Raw genomic sequence first — 14,537 nt, forward strand, 5'->3', positions numbered from 1 at the left:
GATGCCTGTTCCCATGGCCGAACCGTAGCTAGTACAAATGTCTCGAAGCCCGTCAGATCGCTCGTCCTCTTCGCCGACACTTACCGGCAAATGGCTTCAACGCCGTGCCTGGCTATTCTGCTTCCGGCATAGCGTCCGAGGATGGGGCCGGCACCGAGGAGAACGCAAATCCCCGAGTCTCTGCATAGGCACGCAGGGCTCCTGAGTACTCGGACTCACGACTGATCATGCCGAAGATGTCTTCAGCGTAGAGTTCTTTGTAGAGCTTTCGTGGTTCCCGCAGCCACCTGAGCAGGTATGTATCAAGCTCCTGAATTCTCCTTGCTCTGGCTATGAAGAGATCGTCCCGCGCCGCAAGCCGGAGCTTACGGATGGTGTTCTCGGCCCGTTTGCTCTCGTGTTTAGACACTACCATTGGTCCGATGAATTGAATGTGCTCATCGACATTGTCAGTAAAAGGGTTGAGAACCAATAAGTTAGCGTCATCAGTCCAATAGCTACCTTTGTTGGTGTTGCACCGGGGGCAACATAGGCCCAAGTTATCCCAAGCCAATGCGAGTTCAGGAAACCGGGACTTCGGCATAATGTGTTCAACAGTTAGGTAGGAAACAGCCTCAACGAACGACTCGCAGTACATGCACTTACTACCAGTCTCGAGCTTGAGTGCGGCTATAATGTCCTCTCGGTGCCATATGCGTGGCTTGCTGCCTTCAGGCGCAGCCTCATACTTCGCGGTCTCTTCGGGGCCGTGGTCTCTTATCCACCCCGGTGTCTGTCCCTTGCTAAGGCTGATCAATTTCGACCCGGCTCTAGAGCGTCGAGAGCCGCAGGAAACTGCTTGTCTAAGCCAAGCTTGCGAAGTCGATCTCTCAACGATCGGAGATCCTGCGCCGAAGGATCGATGGGTACTTGGCGGAGAGCGTTTGAGAGCTCATCCTGGGCCCAAATACCCAATGGTGAATCGAGACCAAGAATCGACATGAGCGTTTCATCGGGTGTTGCAGAAGCATTGGCGTCGATGATTTTTTGGCTCACCACCTTTCCCTTGTCATTTTTGCGTAGGGAGTAGATGTAGCAATCCCGCGAAGCGGTGACGACGAAGGGGCTGTGAGTGGCCACGATGAACGAAACGTTCGGAAAAGCATCTAGAAGCGTAGGAATGATCTCGCGCTGCAATTCCGGGTGAAGGTGGTTTTCGGGTTCATCGAGGCAAACGGTAAATGCATCTGAGTCCCTCGCCCGCAGAAATATTTGCCAAGCGAGTTCGATCATGGCGCTGACCCCGCCGGAAACTGCCTCGAGAGGAAATTCTCCGTCCCTGGTGCGAACTAGGACATCGGCGTCTCTAACGCTGAGCGATACGTAACTGATGCTTTTAGGCAGAAAAAGCCTCAAAATGTCGCTAAAGCCCTCCCACACACTTCTGGCTTCCTCGTTAGCCTCCATAGCGGCGTTCCCGTAACCGTGCATGGCGGCAGAGACAAGGGCTTCTTTCATTCTATAAAGAGGCGAATGCTGGCTGCTGCCGCCCGAATAGCGACTCTGTACTTCCGCCGCGTATTGCTGAAGCAGCACGCTTGATTGTGAAAATCGCGCAGGTAGTTGTTCGAGAGGTTGGTAGGAACTCAAGGACCGATGTGAAGAGATGAATATACCCGGTACGCCTTGTTGCTGGGGAATGAAAACTGGAACGCTTTCGAATCCCGGCGTATCCGGACTGTAGGTCGCCGGTCGAGATATTGGAGAGATGGCTCCGTTGCTATACCGGATGGAGCCAAATGCCGGAGGGTTGGAATAATTTGAGTCACTCGGTCGGTAGCGTGGCGAAAGGAGTTGAGCATTCCAGCTGAAGTGAGGGGCTAGAAGGTTGAGCAAAGTTGTTTTCCCAGCTGCATTTGCCCCAGTCAATATAGTCAGGCGGGGGTGCATATCAATTGAGGCGAATTCGAATTGTCTCCAGTTTTTCACTTCAACGTGAGTTATGGTGTTGTTCGGGGCCCTTCGCTGCTCCGTGAGTAAATCTTCTATGTCTCGCTCCACGCCCCAGTCCCCGAGGCGCTGAACGTGCTCGGACGGGAACGCGTCTAGATCCAGACGTGCACCAGCGAGCTTTCGCCCATCTTGCGTCAGTGAAACCGTCGAGGCTGTAGGCCGCTCAAGTAGCTCGAGAATCTCGAGGGCTTCAATCGCCCTATAAAGTGCTCTTGTTGATCGATCTACTTCAGGAAGGACGGCAGTGTCGTCTGCGGCCATGGATACTGCTGAAGCACTATCAATTCCGCCCACGTACGGACTAATCGTTCGAACCATGAGGGTAGCTGCGTCGATCAGGCTGTTCCACTTCATGGGGTCACCATAGCGTTCAACTGTGCTAAACCTCCACGCATGAGTTCCTTCTGACATCTTGACGTAAATGGGGGTGAAAAGTACGTGGGCTTGATGGCGATGAAAATCGGGTCACCTTGTGCCCACTCGGGCTTCGACCAGTACGCGCCTCAAACGTTGCGGGAGACATAGAAACCGTGGTGCTAACTCAAGCTGATGTGTGGCATGCCCGGTACGTCGTCGCGACGGCGACGGCGACGGCGCCGGAGGCGAGGTCGTGGCGGGCGACCGGGGTGAGGTCGAGGGGGCGAGGGAGCCCGGCGAGCAGGTAGGGGCCGTGGCCGGCGACCCAGGGGTAGACGGTGAACTCGTACTCGTCGACCAGGCCCCAGCCGACGACGTCGGTGGCAAAGGCGGCACCTCCGAGGCGGAGCGGGCCACCGGGACGGCCCTTCAGCTCTCGCACCGCCTCGCGCACGTCTCCACCGAGCAGCTCGGCGTTCCAATCGACACTCTCGAGCGTCGCCGACGCCACGTACTTCGGGATCTCGTGGATGGTCCGCGCGAAGGGCTGCATCCAGTCGGGGACCGCCTCCGAGGCGGGCGAACGCCCGGCATGCCCTGTCGGAGCCACAAGTGACACGGCCCAATCTGAAAGCCTCTTGACCCTGCCCCAAGGGCATGGTTTCTACTTGGTCACACACCGGCACCGCGCCGGCATGACCGAGAGGAGCCCGCCCATGGCCTGGAGCACACGCGAGCTGGCGGAGTTGGCCGGCACGACCGTCAAGTCGGTGCGGTACTACCACCAGCTCGGGCTGCTCGACGAGCCCGCGCGGCTGGCCAACGGGTACAAGCAGTACGAGGTGCGGCACCTGGTGCGCCTCCTGCAGATCACCCGCCTGACCGACCTCGGCGTCCCGCTCGCCCAGATCGAATCCATCGGCTCCTCCGTCGACGACCCGGCCGGCGCCCTGCGCACCATCGACGCCGAACTGGCCGCCACCATCGAGCGGCTGCAACGCATCCGCGCCGAGCTGGCGGCGATCCTCGAGAACCGGACCAGCGCCTCCTTGCCTGCCGGGTTCGCCGAAGCGGGACGCGACCTCAGCGAAGCCGACCAGTCGCTGCTGCTGATCTGGTCGAAAGTGTTCGACGAAGGGGCGATGGACGATCTCAAGCAGATGCTCATCGACTCGCCGCGAACGGCAGCCGACATCGAACTCGACGACCTCACCGACGACGCAGACCGCGAGACGCGGCGGCGGTTGGGGGAGCAGTACGCTCCCGTGCTGGCGGCGGCGACCGAGCGGTACGAGTGGTTGGGCGCCCCGGGGGCGCGGGCTCCCCGAGGTGCGGCGTTCGCGCAGCAGACCGTGACCGAGGCGGTCACCGAGCTCTACAACGGCGCCCAGCGCGAGGTGCTCTACCGGGCGTCACTGATCGGTTCGGGCAAGCTCGACGATCTGGCCGCGCTCGAGGCGGCGCTTGACGCTGCGGAAAAGCCGGGCAGCGGTGTCGAGGCGACCGATGTCGGGGACGCGGGTGGCGGCTCCGAGCTGAGCCGCGCCTCCTCGGGTCCCGACTCCGAGGACGGCAAGCGATGAACGACACGACACTCACCCCGACCCTTGCCGAGGACCTGCTGCTCGTGCTGTTCGACCCGCGGTCGGGGTCGATCCACAGTGAAGGGTCTCCGCTGTTCCACGTGCTGGCCGGGGCGGTGCTGACCGAGTTGGCGCTGTCCGGAGCGGTGGACATCGATCGCACGACGTCGCTGCGCGGGAGGCAGGTGCGGGCGACGTCCTCCGCGGCGCCGACCGACGAGCTGCTGCTCGGCACCTGGCAGCGGGTCGAGCGTAAGCCGACGGATGCGTACTCGCTCGTGCTCGAGATCGGGCCGGCGTTGCGGTCTCTGACCCTCGACCGGCTGGTGGCGCGCGGGGCGCTGCTTCGCGAGAAGACGACCACGCTCGGCTTCATCCCCGGCACTCGGCTGCGCCTGGCCGAGGGGGCAGGAGGCGCGGGTCGGCGGGGCGAGCTGGTCGCGTCGCTGCGGAACGTCCTCGCGGAGGGTGCCGAGCCGTCGGTGCGCACCGCCGCCCTCGCGGCGCTGGTGTCGGCGAGCGGAGCCCTGCCGGCAGTGCACCGGGACATCCCGTGGTCGGGCGACGTCTACACCCGCGGGCGCGAGCTGCAGCAGGGCAAGTGGGGCGCGCAGATCGCGGGGGACGCCATCGCGGTGGCGGCTGCGGCGATGCTCTCGACGGCGTTGTTCGTGACGGTCGGCCTGCCGGGGCTTCGGGGCGACTGAGGCCGTTCTCGGTGCGGCGGTGTTGAACCGCCTCGTTCTTTCATCTTCACCACGCCGGTGTTCGGCGTGCCCTCGCATCTCAGTGACACCCATCGAAGGAGATCACCATGCCCATCGCACTCACCCTCTCGAGCCCGTCGCGCTTGTCGGCCGCGGCGTCGGCATCTGCGTCCGATGCCTCGTCGGGCGGCCCGTTCGCCTGGCTTCAGGAGCTGATGGGCCAGGTGCCGGAGCTCGCGCAGCCACTGATCCTGGTGCTGGCCGGGGCGATCCCGTTCTTCGAGGGGGAGGGTGCGGCTGCGCTCGGGGTGCTGAGCGGGGTCAACCCGGTCGTCGCAGCGCTGGCAGCGATCGTCGGCAACGTGCTGTGCGTGGCCGCGGTCGTGTGGCTCGGGTCGTGGGTGCGGTCGGGGGTCGTGGAGCGGCGCAGGAGGCGCGGAGTGGGTGGGGCACCGGCCGGCGGGCCGGGTGCGGTGGCGGGTGAGCCGCGTGCGGGTGAGGCCGCTGCAGAGCGTGCGGGGGCGGCCTCGTCGTTGCGTGCCGGTGGTGCTGGTGCTGGTGCTGGTGCTGATGCTGGCGCGATGGCTGCCGGAATGCCCGCTGCGGCCCGGGTCATGTCACGCGACGGAGTGCCTGAGTCGAAGCCCGAGAAGAAGGGGCAGCAGAGGCTCAAGCGGTGGTTGGTGAAGTTCGGCGTGCCCGGGGCGAGCTTGCTGGCACCGCTTGCTCTCCCGACGATGTTCACCGCGGCGACCCTTGTCGGCACCGGGGTGTCGAAGAGCTGGGTGATGCTCTGGCAGGTCATCGCGATCGTGGCGTGGACGACGGCGGTGACGGTGGTTGCTACGGGGGTACTGGGTCTCCTGCGCGTTTGACCGTAAAGACTGTGAATGCCCTACAGAGCCGGGCCGCCAGCGTTCCGCAACTCATCGACGACACTGATAACGTCGTCAGGTTCGCCACTCGTACTATCTGTCCCGTCCATGACCAAGTCAAAATGCGAATCGACTTGGAGGTGTGGATACTTCTCGAGGAGAAATCGGCGTCTGTATGCAATGTTTGCCGCGTCGACGACTCCTTCTAGAGTGGCCCAGTTAAAGGCACTGCCTACAGCAATGCCAACGGCTGGCAAAGCCTTTCCAAGGGAGTTCTTGGTTAATCGTTTGCCGATGAGTTCTGCAGTTTGCTTGACGACCTTGGAAACGATGGACTTGTCTAAGATCACCCATGCTTTTCCTCGCACGAGGGCTTGAGTCAGTCGTGAAATGTCAGAAAAGGCAGCGGTCTTTGCGGCCTGCGAGGCGGCAGTTCCCGCGTTTATGACGGAGAAAAGAAAGATCTTTTCCGCTGGTTCCTCCGGGTCATAGCCATATTGGAGGGCGATATGCCCGACGCTTCGCGACGATAATCCGACGACGAACGCCGCATCCCCGGCAAATGCGGCGACAATCGTGGCGCCGCTCGGTCCTGCTGCTGCCCCAGCCGACGCGGGAACGGCTAGTTCGCCGCCCGTTATGACTAGCCCAGCACTCGCACCCGAAAGCGCCGCGATTGCCGGGTAATACCAGGATGAAGCCCGACCGCGCACCAAGTCGATCGCTTCCAAGTCCAAACCGCGTATGTCCGATAGGCGCGTCACGACGTGGCCATGTTTCTTGTACTGGCCGACGACACGCTTAGGTGAGAGGCCAGCTCGCGCTATACGGCCCAGTTGGTTGCGGAGAGAATGGAACGCTGCTTCACTCCAGTCCGATATTGGATCTGGGACTGCCTGCCCGGCCTTGCGAACGCCCGTCCCCGCAGCTCTGACTCCCTTTGCGGCGAAGCTATGACCGCCAGCGAAAGCGCTCTCCGCCTTCGGGTGATCCTTCAAGAACAAGCTTGCGCGGTTGCCGAGATCGGCCGCGCTGTCGAGCATTCGCTGGTTGGCCTGCGCTAAGGCCGTTGATAGGGGCCGTGTCTCGAATTGTTGTACGCCAGCCCACGCGCGGAGTTCATACTCTGAAGGATCTGTCACATTTGTGAGCGTACTGGCTCATTTACCCCGGGCAGGCTGTTCGCTTGATCGAGCGACGATTCTCAGTGCGACCACGCGTGGTCTGGTCCGACAATGGTGGTCCCGGCCCAGCCCTCTAGGACTCTTCCGCTCTGAAGGTAGCCATTCGGCGTAGGGCGTCGCGAAAGCCGCGAGCTTCGCCGAGCACATTGTGGCGGCTAGTCAACTTGGCGGCCAGAGAGAGTCGCAAGCCAAGCCCGAGCCAGATTGCCCACGCCACGCGTCTAGGCATGTTCGGGTTTCGAAGCTTCATTCGGACGAGCGCAACCTCGGAAAAGGCATGAAATGCCGTGAGGTAGAAAAAGGGAATGAGGACGATCGGAAGTGCCACGGAGAGGGTGAACGACCGCAGAAGGCCTAATAGGTCGACCTCTGAGAAGTGAAGCGTTATTTGTGCGGTTGTCCAAACCAGAGCGATGACACCTGACGCGATCAACACGCCAGATAAAACGCTATGTGCTTCTGCCCACTCATTCTTCGTCTTAGATAGCGCCTGCAAGGCGACGACTAGGGTGAGAAGCGGCTGTGCGATCAATTCTGCCCACAATGGAAACGGTGCGAGATTGATGTAAAAGGCAAGGAGGGCTGTCAGCCCAAGAGACTCAATAATGACATTGCGGGCGATTGACGGCCCAGACGTCAATCGCACGGACCTTAGGAGCATCGGAAAACCCAAGGCGAGGACGATGATTATCGAGTCTTTTAGGAGATCGACGTCCCATAATCCAACCACTGATGCCAGCAGGATCCATCCCGACGCCCACAGGAGGAACGCTGAGAAGACAACGATTAGCCGTGGCACAAAGGTTGCCTTGACTACCCCTCTCACTGCAGGCCCGACGGACCTTCTGAGTTGAGGCACGATGATGAACATCGCGACCACCACCGCTAGAAAGACGGCGGTGGCTATCTCACGGTTGTTGAACAATGTGCCCCCTGCTTGGAACACTAGTGGCGCTCATGCCAGTCAGACCCGCGGGCGGTACGTCGTCGCGACGGCGCCGGAGGCGAGGTCGTGGCGGGCGGTCGGCATGAGATCGAGGGGGCGGGGGAGGCCGGCGAGTAGGTAGGGGCCGTGGCCGGCGACCCAGGGGTAGACGGTGAACTCGTACTCGTCGACCAGGCCCCAGCCGACGACGTCGGTGGCGAAGGCGGCACCTCCGAGGCGGAGCGGGCCCCCGGGACGGCCCTTCAGCTCTCGCACCGCCTCGCGCACGTCTCCATCGAGCAGCTCGGCGTTCCAATCGACACTCTCGAGCGTCGTCGACGCCACGTACTTCGGGATCTCGTGGATGGTCCGCGCGAAGGGCTGCATCCAGTCGGGGAACGCGTCCGAGGCGGGCGGACGCCAGGACTGCTCCATCAACTCGTAGGTGACCCGCCCAAGCAGCAGACCGTCCGCCTGCTCGAGAGCCTCCGTCGCGAGTTGGTGGATCTCGGCATCCGGCCGGCCCTCACGGTGGTCGATGCAGCCGTCGAGCGTGACGTTGATGGAGTACGTGAGCGTCCTCATGCGGAGGAGGCTAGCCCCGCGACGCAGGCGCCACCAGAGGCTCGGGTGCTACCGTCCGCCGGCCCAGTGCGTCGGCTGCGCGAAGCCCTCAGGGAGGCGCGTCGCCGCATCACCCCGCGCACTGTTCACCTGCATCTGCGTCAGGTAGATCGCCCCCGACAGGTCTGCCCCACCGAGGTCGGCGTCACGCAGATCGACACCGAGCAGGTCACAGCGTTCGAGGTCGGCCCCGCGCAGGTCCGCCGCGATCGCGATGCTGCCGCGGAGCGTCCGACCGCGCAGATCCGCCCCGGCCAGGGCTGCACCCATCAGGTCGCTCGCCGGCTCGAGCGTCGGCCCCTTCCCCTTCGACCGACGAGGAGGCGCGGGTACGGACGCCCGGGCGACCTCGCTTGCCTGCACCAACAGCGGGCGCACCGCGTCGTACTCGGCGTCGACGTCGAGCGCGGCCAGCTCGTCTGGGGAGCCGTCGGTGAGGCTCCGGACGTGCTCGAAGGCGGCGAGCCACGGGGCCGGGTCAGGGGTGGCGGCGGTGCGGGGGCGGTCGTGCTCGGCGGCGTGTGCCTGCTCGCCTTCGCGTGCGAGATCGCGCTCGCGCTCGACCAGCGTGATCGCCTCGTCGAGGTACCAGAGCAGCTCGTGCAGCCGCCGCACGAGCGGAAACGTCGAGAACATCGCCTCACGGGTCGCAGGGTCGTCGCGCCACGACCGGCCAGCGAACGTCTGCCGGCTCACCTTTTGCCCTGCCCCGAAGCAGTCGAACACCGTGCAGCCCTTGAACCCGCGGTCCCGAAGCTGCGGGTGGATGCGACAGCCGTCGTGCTCGTCGAGGTTCGTGCACGGATCACCGGCCGGCTTGTCGAACGGGAAGTCGGCGCTCTTCGTGAACGCCAGCGCCACGCAGCACAGCCCGAAGCAGTTGGCGCAGTCGGCCCCGAGGTCGGCTCGGCGGCCCAGCTCGATCCGTGTGCGGGTGCTCATCAGATCAACGCTAACGGGCGCGACCGGTTGGGGCGACCGAGCGGGGTCGAGTCACTTGTCCCACACCGTCACCGCCGGCAGACCCCGGGCCACCCGCTCGTCGGTGACGAGCTCGGCGATCAGGGCGGTCTTGGCGGCTGTGTAGGCGCGTCCGTCGTCGAGGCCGGCCAGCGCCTCCTTGAGGGTCGCGTAGCGCCGTCGCGCGACCGGGTCGCGCAGCAGGCGGTCGCGGAACAATCGCTGGTTGCAGGCGTCCCACTGGTCGGGGTGGAAGACGTGCAGGATGTGCGTGCGTCGCGTGCCGTCCAGCCGGACGTAGACCGCGTGGGTCTTCGGGCCCGTGGCGTGCCGCTCGTAGCCGAGGGCGATCAGGTCGGTGCCCAGGGCGAATGGGTCGCTGCCGGATGACGAGCGGGCGGCGACGTCGATGATCGGCTTCGCGAGGAGGCCGGGGACGGCGGTGCTGCCGATGTGCTCGAGAGCGTCGACGCGAGGGCCGAGAGCGGTCGCCAGGCGCTCGGCTTCACGGCGGTAGTCGTCGGCCCAGGCGAGGGAGTGCGGGTGCAGATCGACCATCGGGGCGATCGTACGGGGTGTCAGTCTCGGCGGGGCGGGGTCGAGTGGTCGGGGATCGTCGTTCGCGGGGAGGGGAAGGACCGTTCGGGACCACTCGATGACCGGAGGGGCGGGCGTGGACCGACCCGCGCCTCCTAGGGGCTCGTCGGGCGGAGGTCGGCGAGGGGGCGCGACCAGGCGACCTCGCGGGCGAGCTGTCCGGTGGCGCGGAAGAGCTGCACCTGGTGCGTGGCGGGGAGGGCCGCGGCGAGGGCGTCTCGGTCGGCGGCGGTGAAGCCGAGCTTCTGCCAGAACGGCCCGGAGCGGCGGGAGAAGAGCCAGGCGTGGCGGGCTCCGTGCGCGGCGGCGTCGGCGAGGGCGTGGCGGGCGAGACGGGAGCCCGCGCCGCGCGTGCGGGCGGAGGGAGCGACGGCGACGCTGCGGATCAGGGCGTGGGCGCCGTCGGCGCTCAGCTCGTAGCCGGTGCTGCCGATCACCGTGCCGATGGCGTCGCGGTCGACCCAGAGCCGGAGGCGCGGCGTGGGGGAATCGAGACCGGCGAGGGTGAGGTCGGCGGCGGCGAGGAAGGCGCGGAGGTCGGCTCGGGCGTCGTCATCGGCCGGGGCGATGGGGACGAGGGGCATGGTCGCCATTCTTCCGGGTGGCTCGGTGGGCTCGAGGGGCTCGAGTGGGCAGAACGTGCCCTTCGGGGGCGGCGGAAGGACACTTTCTGCCCACTCGATGCCGCCAGGGCGAGCTCTGGCGGATCAGAAGGGGCCGCGCGGGGGAGTCGCGTGAGCTGGCGCGGACCTAGCGTGGAGCGATGCCGATAGTCGTCCCCCTCATCATCTCGGCCGCGTGCGCCGTCGTCTTCGGCACGACGCTCGCCGCCGCCCGCGGCCGGCTCGGGGTGAACCACCTCGCCGGCATCCGGTCACGGCACATGATGGCGTCACCGAGGCATGGCAGGCCGGACACCGGGCAGCACTCGCTCCCATCACGGCCACCTGTGCGCTCACGGCGGGGGCGGCGTTCGTTCCCGTCGTCTTAGGAGGGCTGACCGAGGGCGCTCAGGGTGCCTGGGTCATCGGCAGCAGTGTCGTCCTGCTCATCGGGGCGCTCGTCAGCGCAGGGGTGGCGAATCGAGCGGCCAGGGACGTGCTCGCGAAGTGAGCCGAGGCGCCACAACGGCGACGTCGCCCTCCCCACGGCTGGGAAGGGCGACGTCATCCGCGGTCAGTTGGTCCAGGTGGTCTTCTCGTAGTCGAAGCCGCCGGTGACGTCCATGACGATCTGGGCCGGGTCGGCGACGTTGAAGCCGACGACGTAGCTCACGGACGAGCCCGGCAGAATCGTCGTCGAGGGTGAGCCGGTGAGACCGCCTTCGGTGTCGAAGATCTGCTCGGCTTCTTGGCTGCCCGAGGAGGCGCTGATGAACGTGAGCGACGGGTCGTAGCCCTCAGCGCTCGTGTTGGTGATCGAGATCGTGAACTTAACGTTGCTGGGTTGAGAACCCGTGAGGGCGTACTGGCTCGGCGTGAAGGCTTCCGGGGCGCTGATGCCGAGGGTGAGGCCGTCGAAGGTCGCCGTCTCGCCAAAGGTGAAGGTGGTCTTGGCGGCCTCGGTCGCGGGAGCGGAGTTGCCGGCAGCGGCCGCGACCTCGGTCATGTTGGGTGCGGCTTCGCCGCTCGTTCCCGTTGCCGGGCTGCCTGAACAGCCGGCGAGGGTCAGGCCGATGATGGAGGCAGCGGCGAGGGCGGTAGTGATCTTCGTGGCGCGGGACATCGTGTGTCTCTTTCTACGGGTGCTATGCGATGAGAGAGCTCGCATTCGGGTGCAGAGCAATCCTCAGGACCTTATGGGCCGAGGTCGATCCCGAAGGCTTGTTTTCGACGGCGGTTGTCTCTTTCACCTCGTGAGTGATGTTCATTCACCGCCAGGTGACGGTGAGGTGGCAGGCGTCAGACGTGTGATGACCTGGAGGTGAAAGTAGCCGTTCTACCCCCGGACGGGGGCTGCCTGACGCGTTCGTCCCTGCTGACACTGTGCGAGGTCGATTCCGGCCGGGACTCGAGGGGAACGACGTTGACTTTGTGGTGGAACAGGCTCACGAACACGGGCCGAGTGTTGATCGCGTGTGGCTTCATGGCCTTCTTGCTGGTCGTCGGAGGTGCGGCGAACGCGGCCGCCGTCGGTGCTTTCTCCGGAGCAGGCGAGGCTGCTGGCCCGGACGGTGCGGCGCAGCCGTTCGTCGCCGTCGACGCCACGACGAGCCCGACCCCCACTCCGACTCCCACCCCGGTCGTCAGCGTCACCCGCGTCGACGAGAGCGAGAGCGTCCCGTTCGAGTCTGTCTCGGTCGACGACCCGAACCGTGACATCGGCACCAGCGCCGTGACGACCACCGGACAGGCGGGCACGAAGGTCCACACCTACGATGTGACGACCACCGACGGAGTCGAGACCGCCCGCACCTTCGTCAGCGAGACCGTCACGGTCTCCCCGGTGCAGCAGATCACGAGCGTCGGAACCCGCGTGCCCTTCGTCGCCCCGGCCCCCGTCGCTGCACCGGCGCCCGCGCCCGCGCCGGCTCCGGCTGCGGGCGGGTGCGATTCGAACTACTCCGGGGCGTGCGTCCCCGTCGCCTCGGACGTCGACTGCGCCGGAGGCAGCGGCAATGGCCCCGCGTACGTCCAAGGGCCGGTCACCGTCGTCGGCTCGGACGTCTACGACCTCGACCGGGACGGCGACGGGATCGCCTGCGACCGGTAGGCAGTCCCCTGCTCCGCACTGGCTGAGGGTCGAGTGGTCAGAAAGTGTCCTTCGTCCGCGGCAGAAGGACGTTTGCGGACCAGTCGATCGAGTCCGCGGACGAGGGGCTGACTGACCTCCCAACGGGGGCTCGTCTGCACGTCACGTGTCGCTCTACCGTGTGGGCAGGGGGGATCACATGAGCGAGACCGTGGCACGCGGAAGCGTGGCGATGACATTGACGGCCCGGCGGCCGGCCTATTCGGTGATGCAGGAGTGCCTGCGCGTCCAGGCCGCCGCGCCCGCGCTGAGCCGCCGACAGCGGTTCTTTGGACGCACGCCCCTGAGCGCCGACGCCCGTAGCTGGTACCAGGGCGGCCTCGGCGAGATCGAGGCCGCGCGCGTGCTCGCTGAACTCGGGCCCGAGTGGACCGTGCTGCACTCCGTCCCGGTCGGCTCGGGCGAGTCCGACATCGACCACGTCGTTATCGGACCGACGGGCGTTTTCACCCTCAACACGAAGCACCACGCCGGCAAGAAGGTCTGGGTCGGCGGCGGCTTGGTGACGGTCGGCGGACACCGGACCGACCATTCTCGCAACTCCCTTCATGAGGCGGCCCGCGCCTCCCGGTTGATGTCGAGGGCGGCCGGCACCGAGATCGTCGTCACGCCCGGCATCGTGCTCGTGGGCGAGGCCTCGCTGTCCGTCGGCAAGAAGGCGCCCACGGTGCCGGTGGTCGTGGCCGGCCGCCTGCGGAAGTGGCTGATGAACGGGCCGCGGGTGCACTCGCCCGAGGCGCTGGCCTACCTGACCATGGTCGCCGAAGAGCGCGGCACCTGGCACACGGAGGCGCTGGTGCTGACGGACACGCTCCGTCACGAGCACCGCTTCGAACGCCTGCGCCGCGAGATCGACGAGGCGGCCCGGCGTCGCCGGCGGTGGCGTGTGGGCACGGCGCTCGGCATTCTCGGGGCGAGCGGGGGAGTCGCCATCGCGGTGGTGGCGACGGTCACGAGCACGATCGTCGCGACCTTCGGGTAGGCACCCTGAGCCGTGGGCCCTGAGCCCTCGGCCCAGCGACGGCAATGCCCCCGCGGTGATCCGGTACGTACCGGATCACCGCACGAACGACGACACCACGCGGGCGGCCGCCGCGGTGACGGCGGCAAGAGCTGCAGCGATCAGTGCGAACGCCGACCAGACGGCGAGGTCGGCGTGCTGCAGACGCAGGCCGACGAGGAACGCGGCGAGCGCGACCACGGCGACGGCTGCCCAGACCGCCAGCACGCGGGCGCTCCACCGGCGCGCCCGGGTCGTCGTTCCGCCCGATGCCCGGCGGGCCGCGAGGAGTGCAGCCGCGGTGAGCAGGGCCGGCACGAAGGCGACGAGGTTGATCACGGGGGCCGATCAGGAGGCGCGGGTCGGTCGCCTCGCGACGGCCCACCGCACCAGCACGACCAGCGAGAGTGCGAGGGCTGTCACCAAGGAGACCCCGGCCGTGACGACGAGGACGGGCCCCGCGACGAACGCGATCGAGAACCAGTCGATCAGCGGCTCGGTGGAATAGCGCGCGCTGCCCGGCGAGCCGAACGCCTTCCAGTGGATCAGCGCGGCCGCGCCGTAGGCGACGACTCCGACGACGCCGAAGACGACGGCGACTCGTCCGAGACGGGGGCGGGACCTTCCCGGCTTCGATGCGTCCATGAGGTGAGGGTAGTGGTCGGCCGAGCAGGCAGCTCGCCTCGCCGCCGCAGGAGTGGGGCAGGCCGGGGAGCCGAGCGACCCGGTCGGCGACGAGCGCGACCGAACCGCCCGCGCCTCCTCGTCGGACGTCTGTGCCGGGGGAGGCGCCCGCCACCTGACGCGAGGACGCCGCCGAGTGGACTGAACACCGTCGCGTGGCGCGGCGTTCTGTCCACAAGACGGTTTCTTGACGTGCACGGGCGAGTTCGGTGCGAGCGGGAGGGCGACCACCAGGAGGCGCGGGTCGCGTCGGCGAGGCCCCCTCGTGTAACGAGTGGGTGAAGACTGCAGCCCGTGC

17 protein-coding genes are annotated in these 14,537 nt (G+C 66.1%); 5 read left to right on the forward strand and 12 right to left on the reverse strand.

From position 1 onward, the window contains the following. Positions 1-112: 112 nt before the first annotated feature. From EDF50_RS00780 to EDF50_RS00790, 3 genes are all read right to left on the reverse strand, one after another. Complete coding sequence (locus EDF50_RS00780; protein ID WP_148076729.1) at positions 113-796, reverse strand: HNH endonuclease; 684 nt, start codon at positions 794-796, stop codon at positions 113-115. After that, positions 793-2,346 carry an AAA family ATPase gene (locus EDF50_RS00785; protein WP_158612602.1) on the reverse strand — a complete coding sequence of 518 codons (1,554 nt, stop codon included), beginning with the start codon at positions 2,344-2,346 and terminating at the stop codon, positions 793-795. Before EDF50_RS00785 ends, EDF50_RS00780 begins: the two co-directional genes overlap by 4 nt. A gap of 187 nt (positions 2,347-2,533) precedes the next feature. Continuing rightward, a complete protein-coding gene (locus tag EDF50_RS00790) occupies positions 2,534-2,902 on the reverse strand; it encodes a dihydrofolate reductase family protein (protein ID WP_123517445.1) in 369 nt (122 codons plus the stop codon). A 163-nt stretch (positions 2,903-3,065) separates the two neighbouring features. Here EDF50_RS00790 and EDF50_RS00795 point away from each other — a divergent pair, with 163 nt between their 5' ends. The 3 genes from EDF50_RS00795 (at position 3,066) to EDF50_RS00805 (ending at position 5,514) form a co-directional block, all read left to right on the forward strand. After that, complete coding sequence (locus EDF50_RS00795) at positions 3,066-3,932, forward strand: MerR family transcriptional regulator (RefSeq protein WP_123517446.1); 867 nt, start codon at positions 3,066-3,068, stop codon at positions 3,930-3,932. Further along, complete coding sequence (locus tag EDF50_RS00800) at positions 3,929-4,639, forward strand: GPP34 family phosphoprotein (protein WP_123517447.1); 711 nt, start codon at positions 3,929-3,931, stop codon at positions 4,637-4,639. Before EDF50_RS00795 ends, EDF50_RS00800 begins: the two co-directional genes overlap by 4 nt. A gap of 107 nt (positions 4,640-4,746) precedes the next feature. Beyond that, positions 4,747-5,514 carry a small multidrug efflux protein gene (locus EDF50_RS00805; protein ID WP_233570239.1) on the forward strand — a complete coding sequence of 256 codons (768 nt, stop codon included), beginning with the start codon at positions 4,747-4,749 and terminating at the stop codon, positions 5,512-5,514. Positions 5,515-5,534: 20 nt separating this feature from the next. Here the strand turns inward: EDF50_RS00805 and EDF50_RS00810 are convergent, their stop codons facing one another. The 7 genes from EDF50_RS00810 to EDF50_RS00835 all read right to left on the reverse strand — a co-directional run bounded on the left by EDF50_RS00810 (position 5,535) and on the right by EDF50_RS00835 (position 11,529). Beyond that, the gene (locus EDF50_RS00810; protein ID WP_233570240.1) at positions 5,535-6,656 is read right to left on the reverse strand and encodes an EcsC family protein; all 1,122 of its coding nucleotides are present in this window, start codon (positions 6,654-6,656) and stop codon (positions 5,535-5,537) included. Between the two features lie 115 nt (positions 6,657-6,771). Then, positions 6,772-7,623 (reverse strand): hypothetical protein, encoded by an 852-nt coding sequence (locus EDF50_RS16380; protein ID WP_148076730.1) that lies wholly within the window; start codon positions 7,621-7,623, stop codon positions 6,772-6,774. Positions 7,624-7,662: 39 nt separating this feature from the next. Next, positions 7,663-8,208 carry a dihydrofolate reductase family protein gene (locus tag EDF50_RS00815; protein ID WP_123517449.1) on the reverse strand — a complete coding sequence of 182 codons (546 nt, stop codon included), beginning with the start codon at positions 8,206-8,208 and terminating at the stop codon, positions 7,663-7,665. A 48-nt stretch (positions 8,209-8,256) separates the two neighbouring features. After that, positions 8,257-9,189, reverse strand: a complete 933-nt coding sequence (locus EDF50_RS00820) for a pentapeptide repeat-containing protein (protein ID WP_123517450.1) — start codon at positions 9,187-9,189, stop codon at positions 8,257-8,259. Between the two features lie 51 nt (positions 9,190-9,240). Continuing rightward, on the reverse strand, positions 9,241-9,765 hold the full coding sequence (locus EDF50_RS00825; protein WP_123517451.1) for a GrpB family protein: 525 nt from the start codon (positions 9,763-9,765) through the stop codon (positions 9,241-9,243). Positions 9,766-9,899: 134 nt separating this feature from the next. Continuing rightward, positions 9,900-10,388 (reverse strand): GNAT family N-acetyltransferase, encoded by a 489-nt coding sequence (locus EDF50_RS00830; protein WP_199738523.1) that lies wholly within the window; start codon positions 10,386-10,388, stop codon positions 9,900-9,902. Between the two features lie 592 nt (positions 10,389-10,980). Further along, on the reverse strand, positions 10,981-11,529 hold the full coding sequence (locus tag EDF50_RS00835) for a hypothetical protein (RefSeq protein ID WP_148076731.1): 549 nt from the start codon (positions 11,527-11,529) through the stop codon (positions 10,981-10,983). 360 nt (positions 11,530-11,889) lie between these two features. On the opposite strand from EDF50_RS00835, the gene EDF50_RS00840 reads away from it, so the two are divergent. Then, positions 11,890-12,516: a G5 domain-containing protein gene (locus tag EDF50_RS00840; RefSeq protein ID WP_123517454.1), complete on the forward strand. Its 627-nt coding sequence runs from the start codon at positions 11,890-11,892 to the stop codon at positions 12,514-12,516. A 178-nt stretch (positions 12,517-12,694) separates the two neighbouring features. Continuing rightward, positions 12,695-13,537, forward strand: a complete 843-nt coding sequence (locus tag EDF50_RS00845) for a nuclease-related domain-containing protein (RefSeq protein WP_123517455.1) — start codon at positions 12,695-12,697, stop codon at positions 13,535-13,537. Between the two features lie 75 nt (positions 13,538-13,612). On the opposite strand, the gene EDF50_RS00850 is transcribed toward EDF50_RS00845, so the two are convergent. Both EDF50_RS00850 and EDF50_RS00855 read right to left on the reverse strand, forming a co-directional pair. After that, on the reverse strand, positions 13,613-13,894 hold the full coding sequence (locus EDF50_RS00850; RefSeq protein ID WP_123517456.1) for a hypothetical protein: 282 nt from the start codon (positions 13,892-13,894) through the stop codon (positions 13,613-13,615). Positions 13,895-13,903: 9 nt separating this feature from the next. After that, on the reverse strand, positions 13,904-14,200 hold the full coding sequence (locus tag EDF50_RS00855; RefSeq protein ID WP_123517457.1) for a hypothetical protein: 297 nt from the start codon (positions 14,198-14,200) through the stop codon (positions 13,904-13,906). Positions 14,201-14,537 lie beyond the last annotated feature (337 nt).

The sequence above is a fragment of the Frigoribacterium sp. PhB24 genome (genome assembly GCF_003755185.1).
Classification (GTDB): Bacteria; Actinomycetota; Actinomycetes; order Actinomycetales; family Microbacteriaceae; genus Frigoribacterium.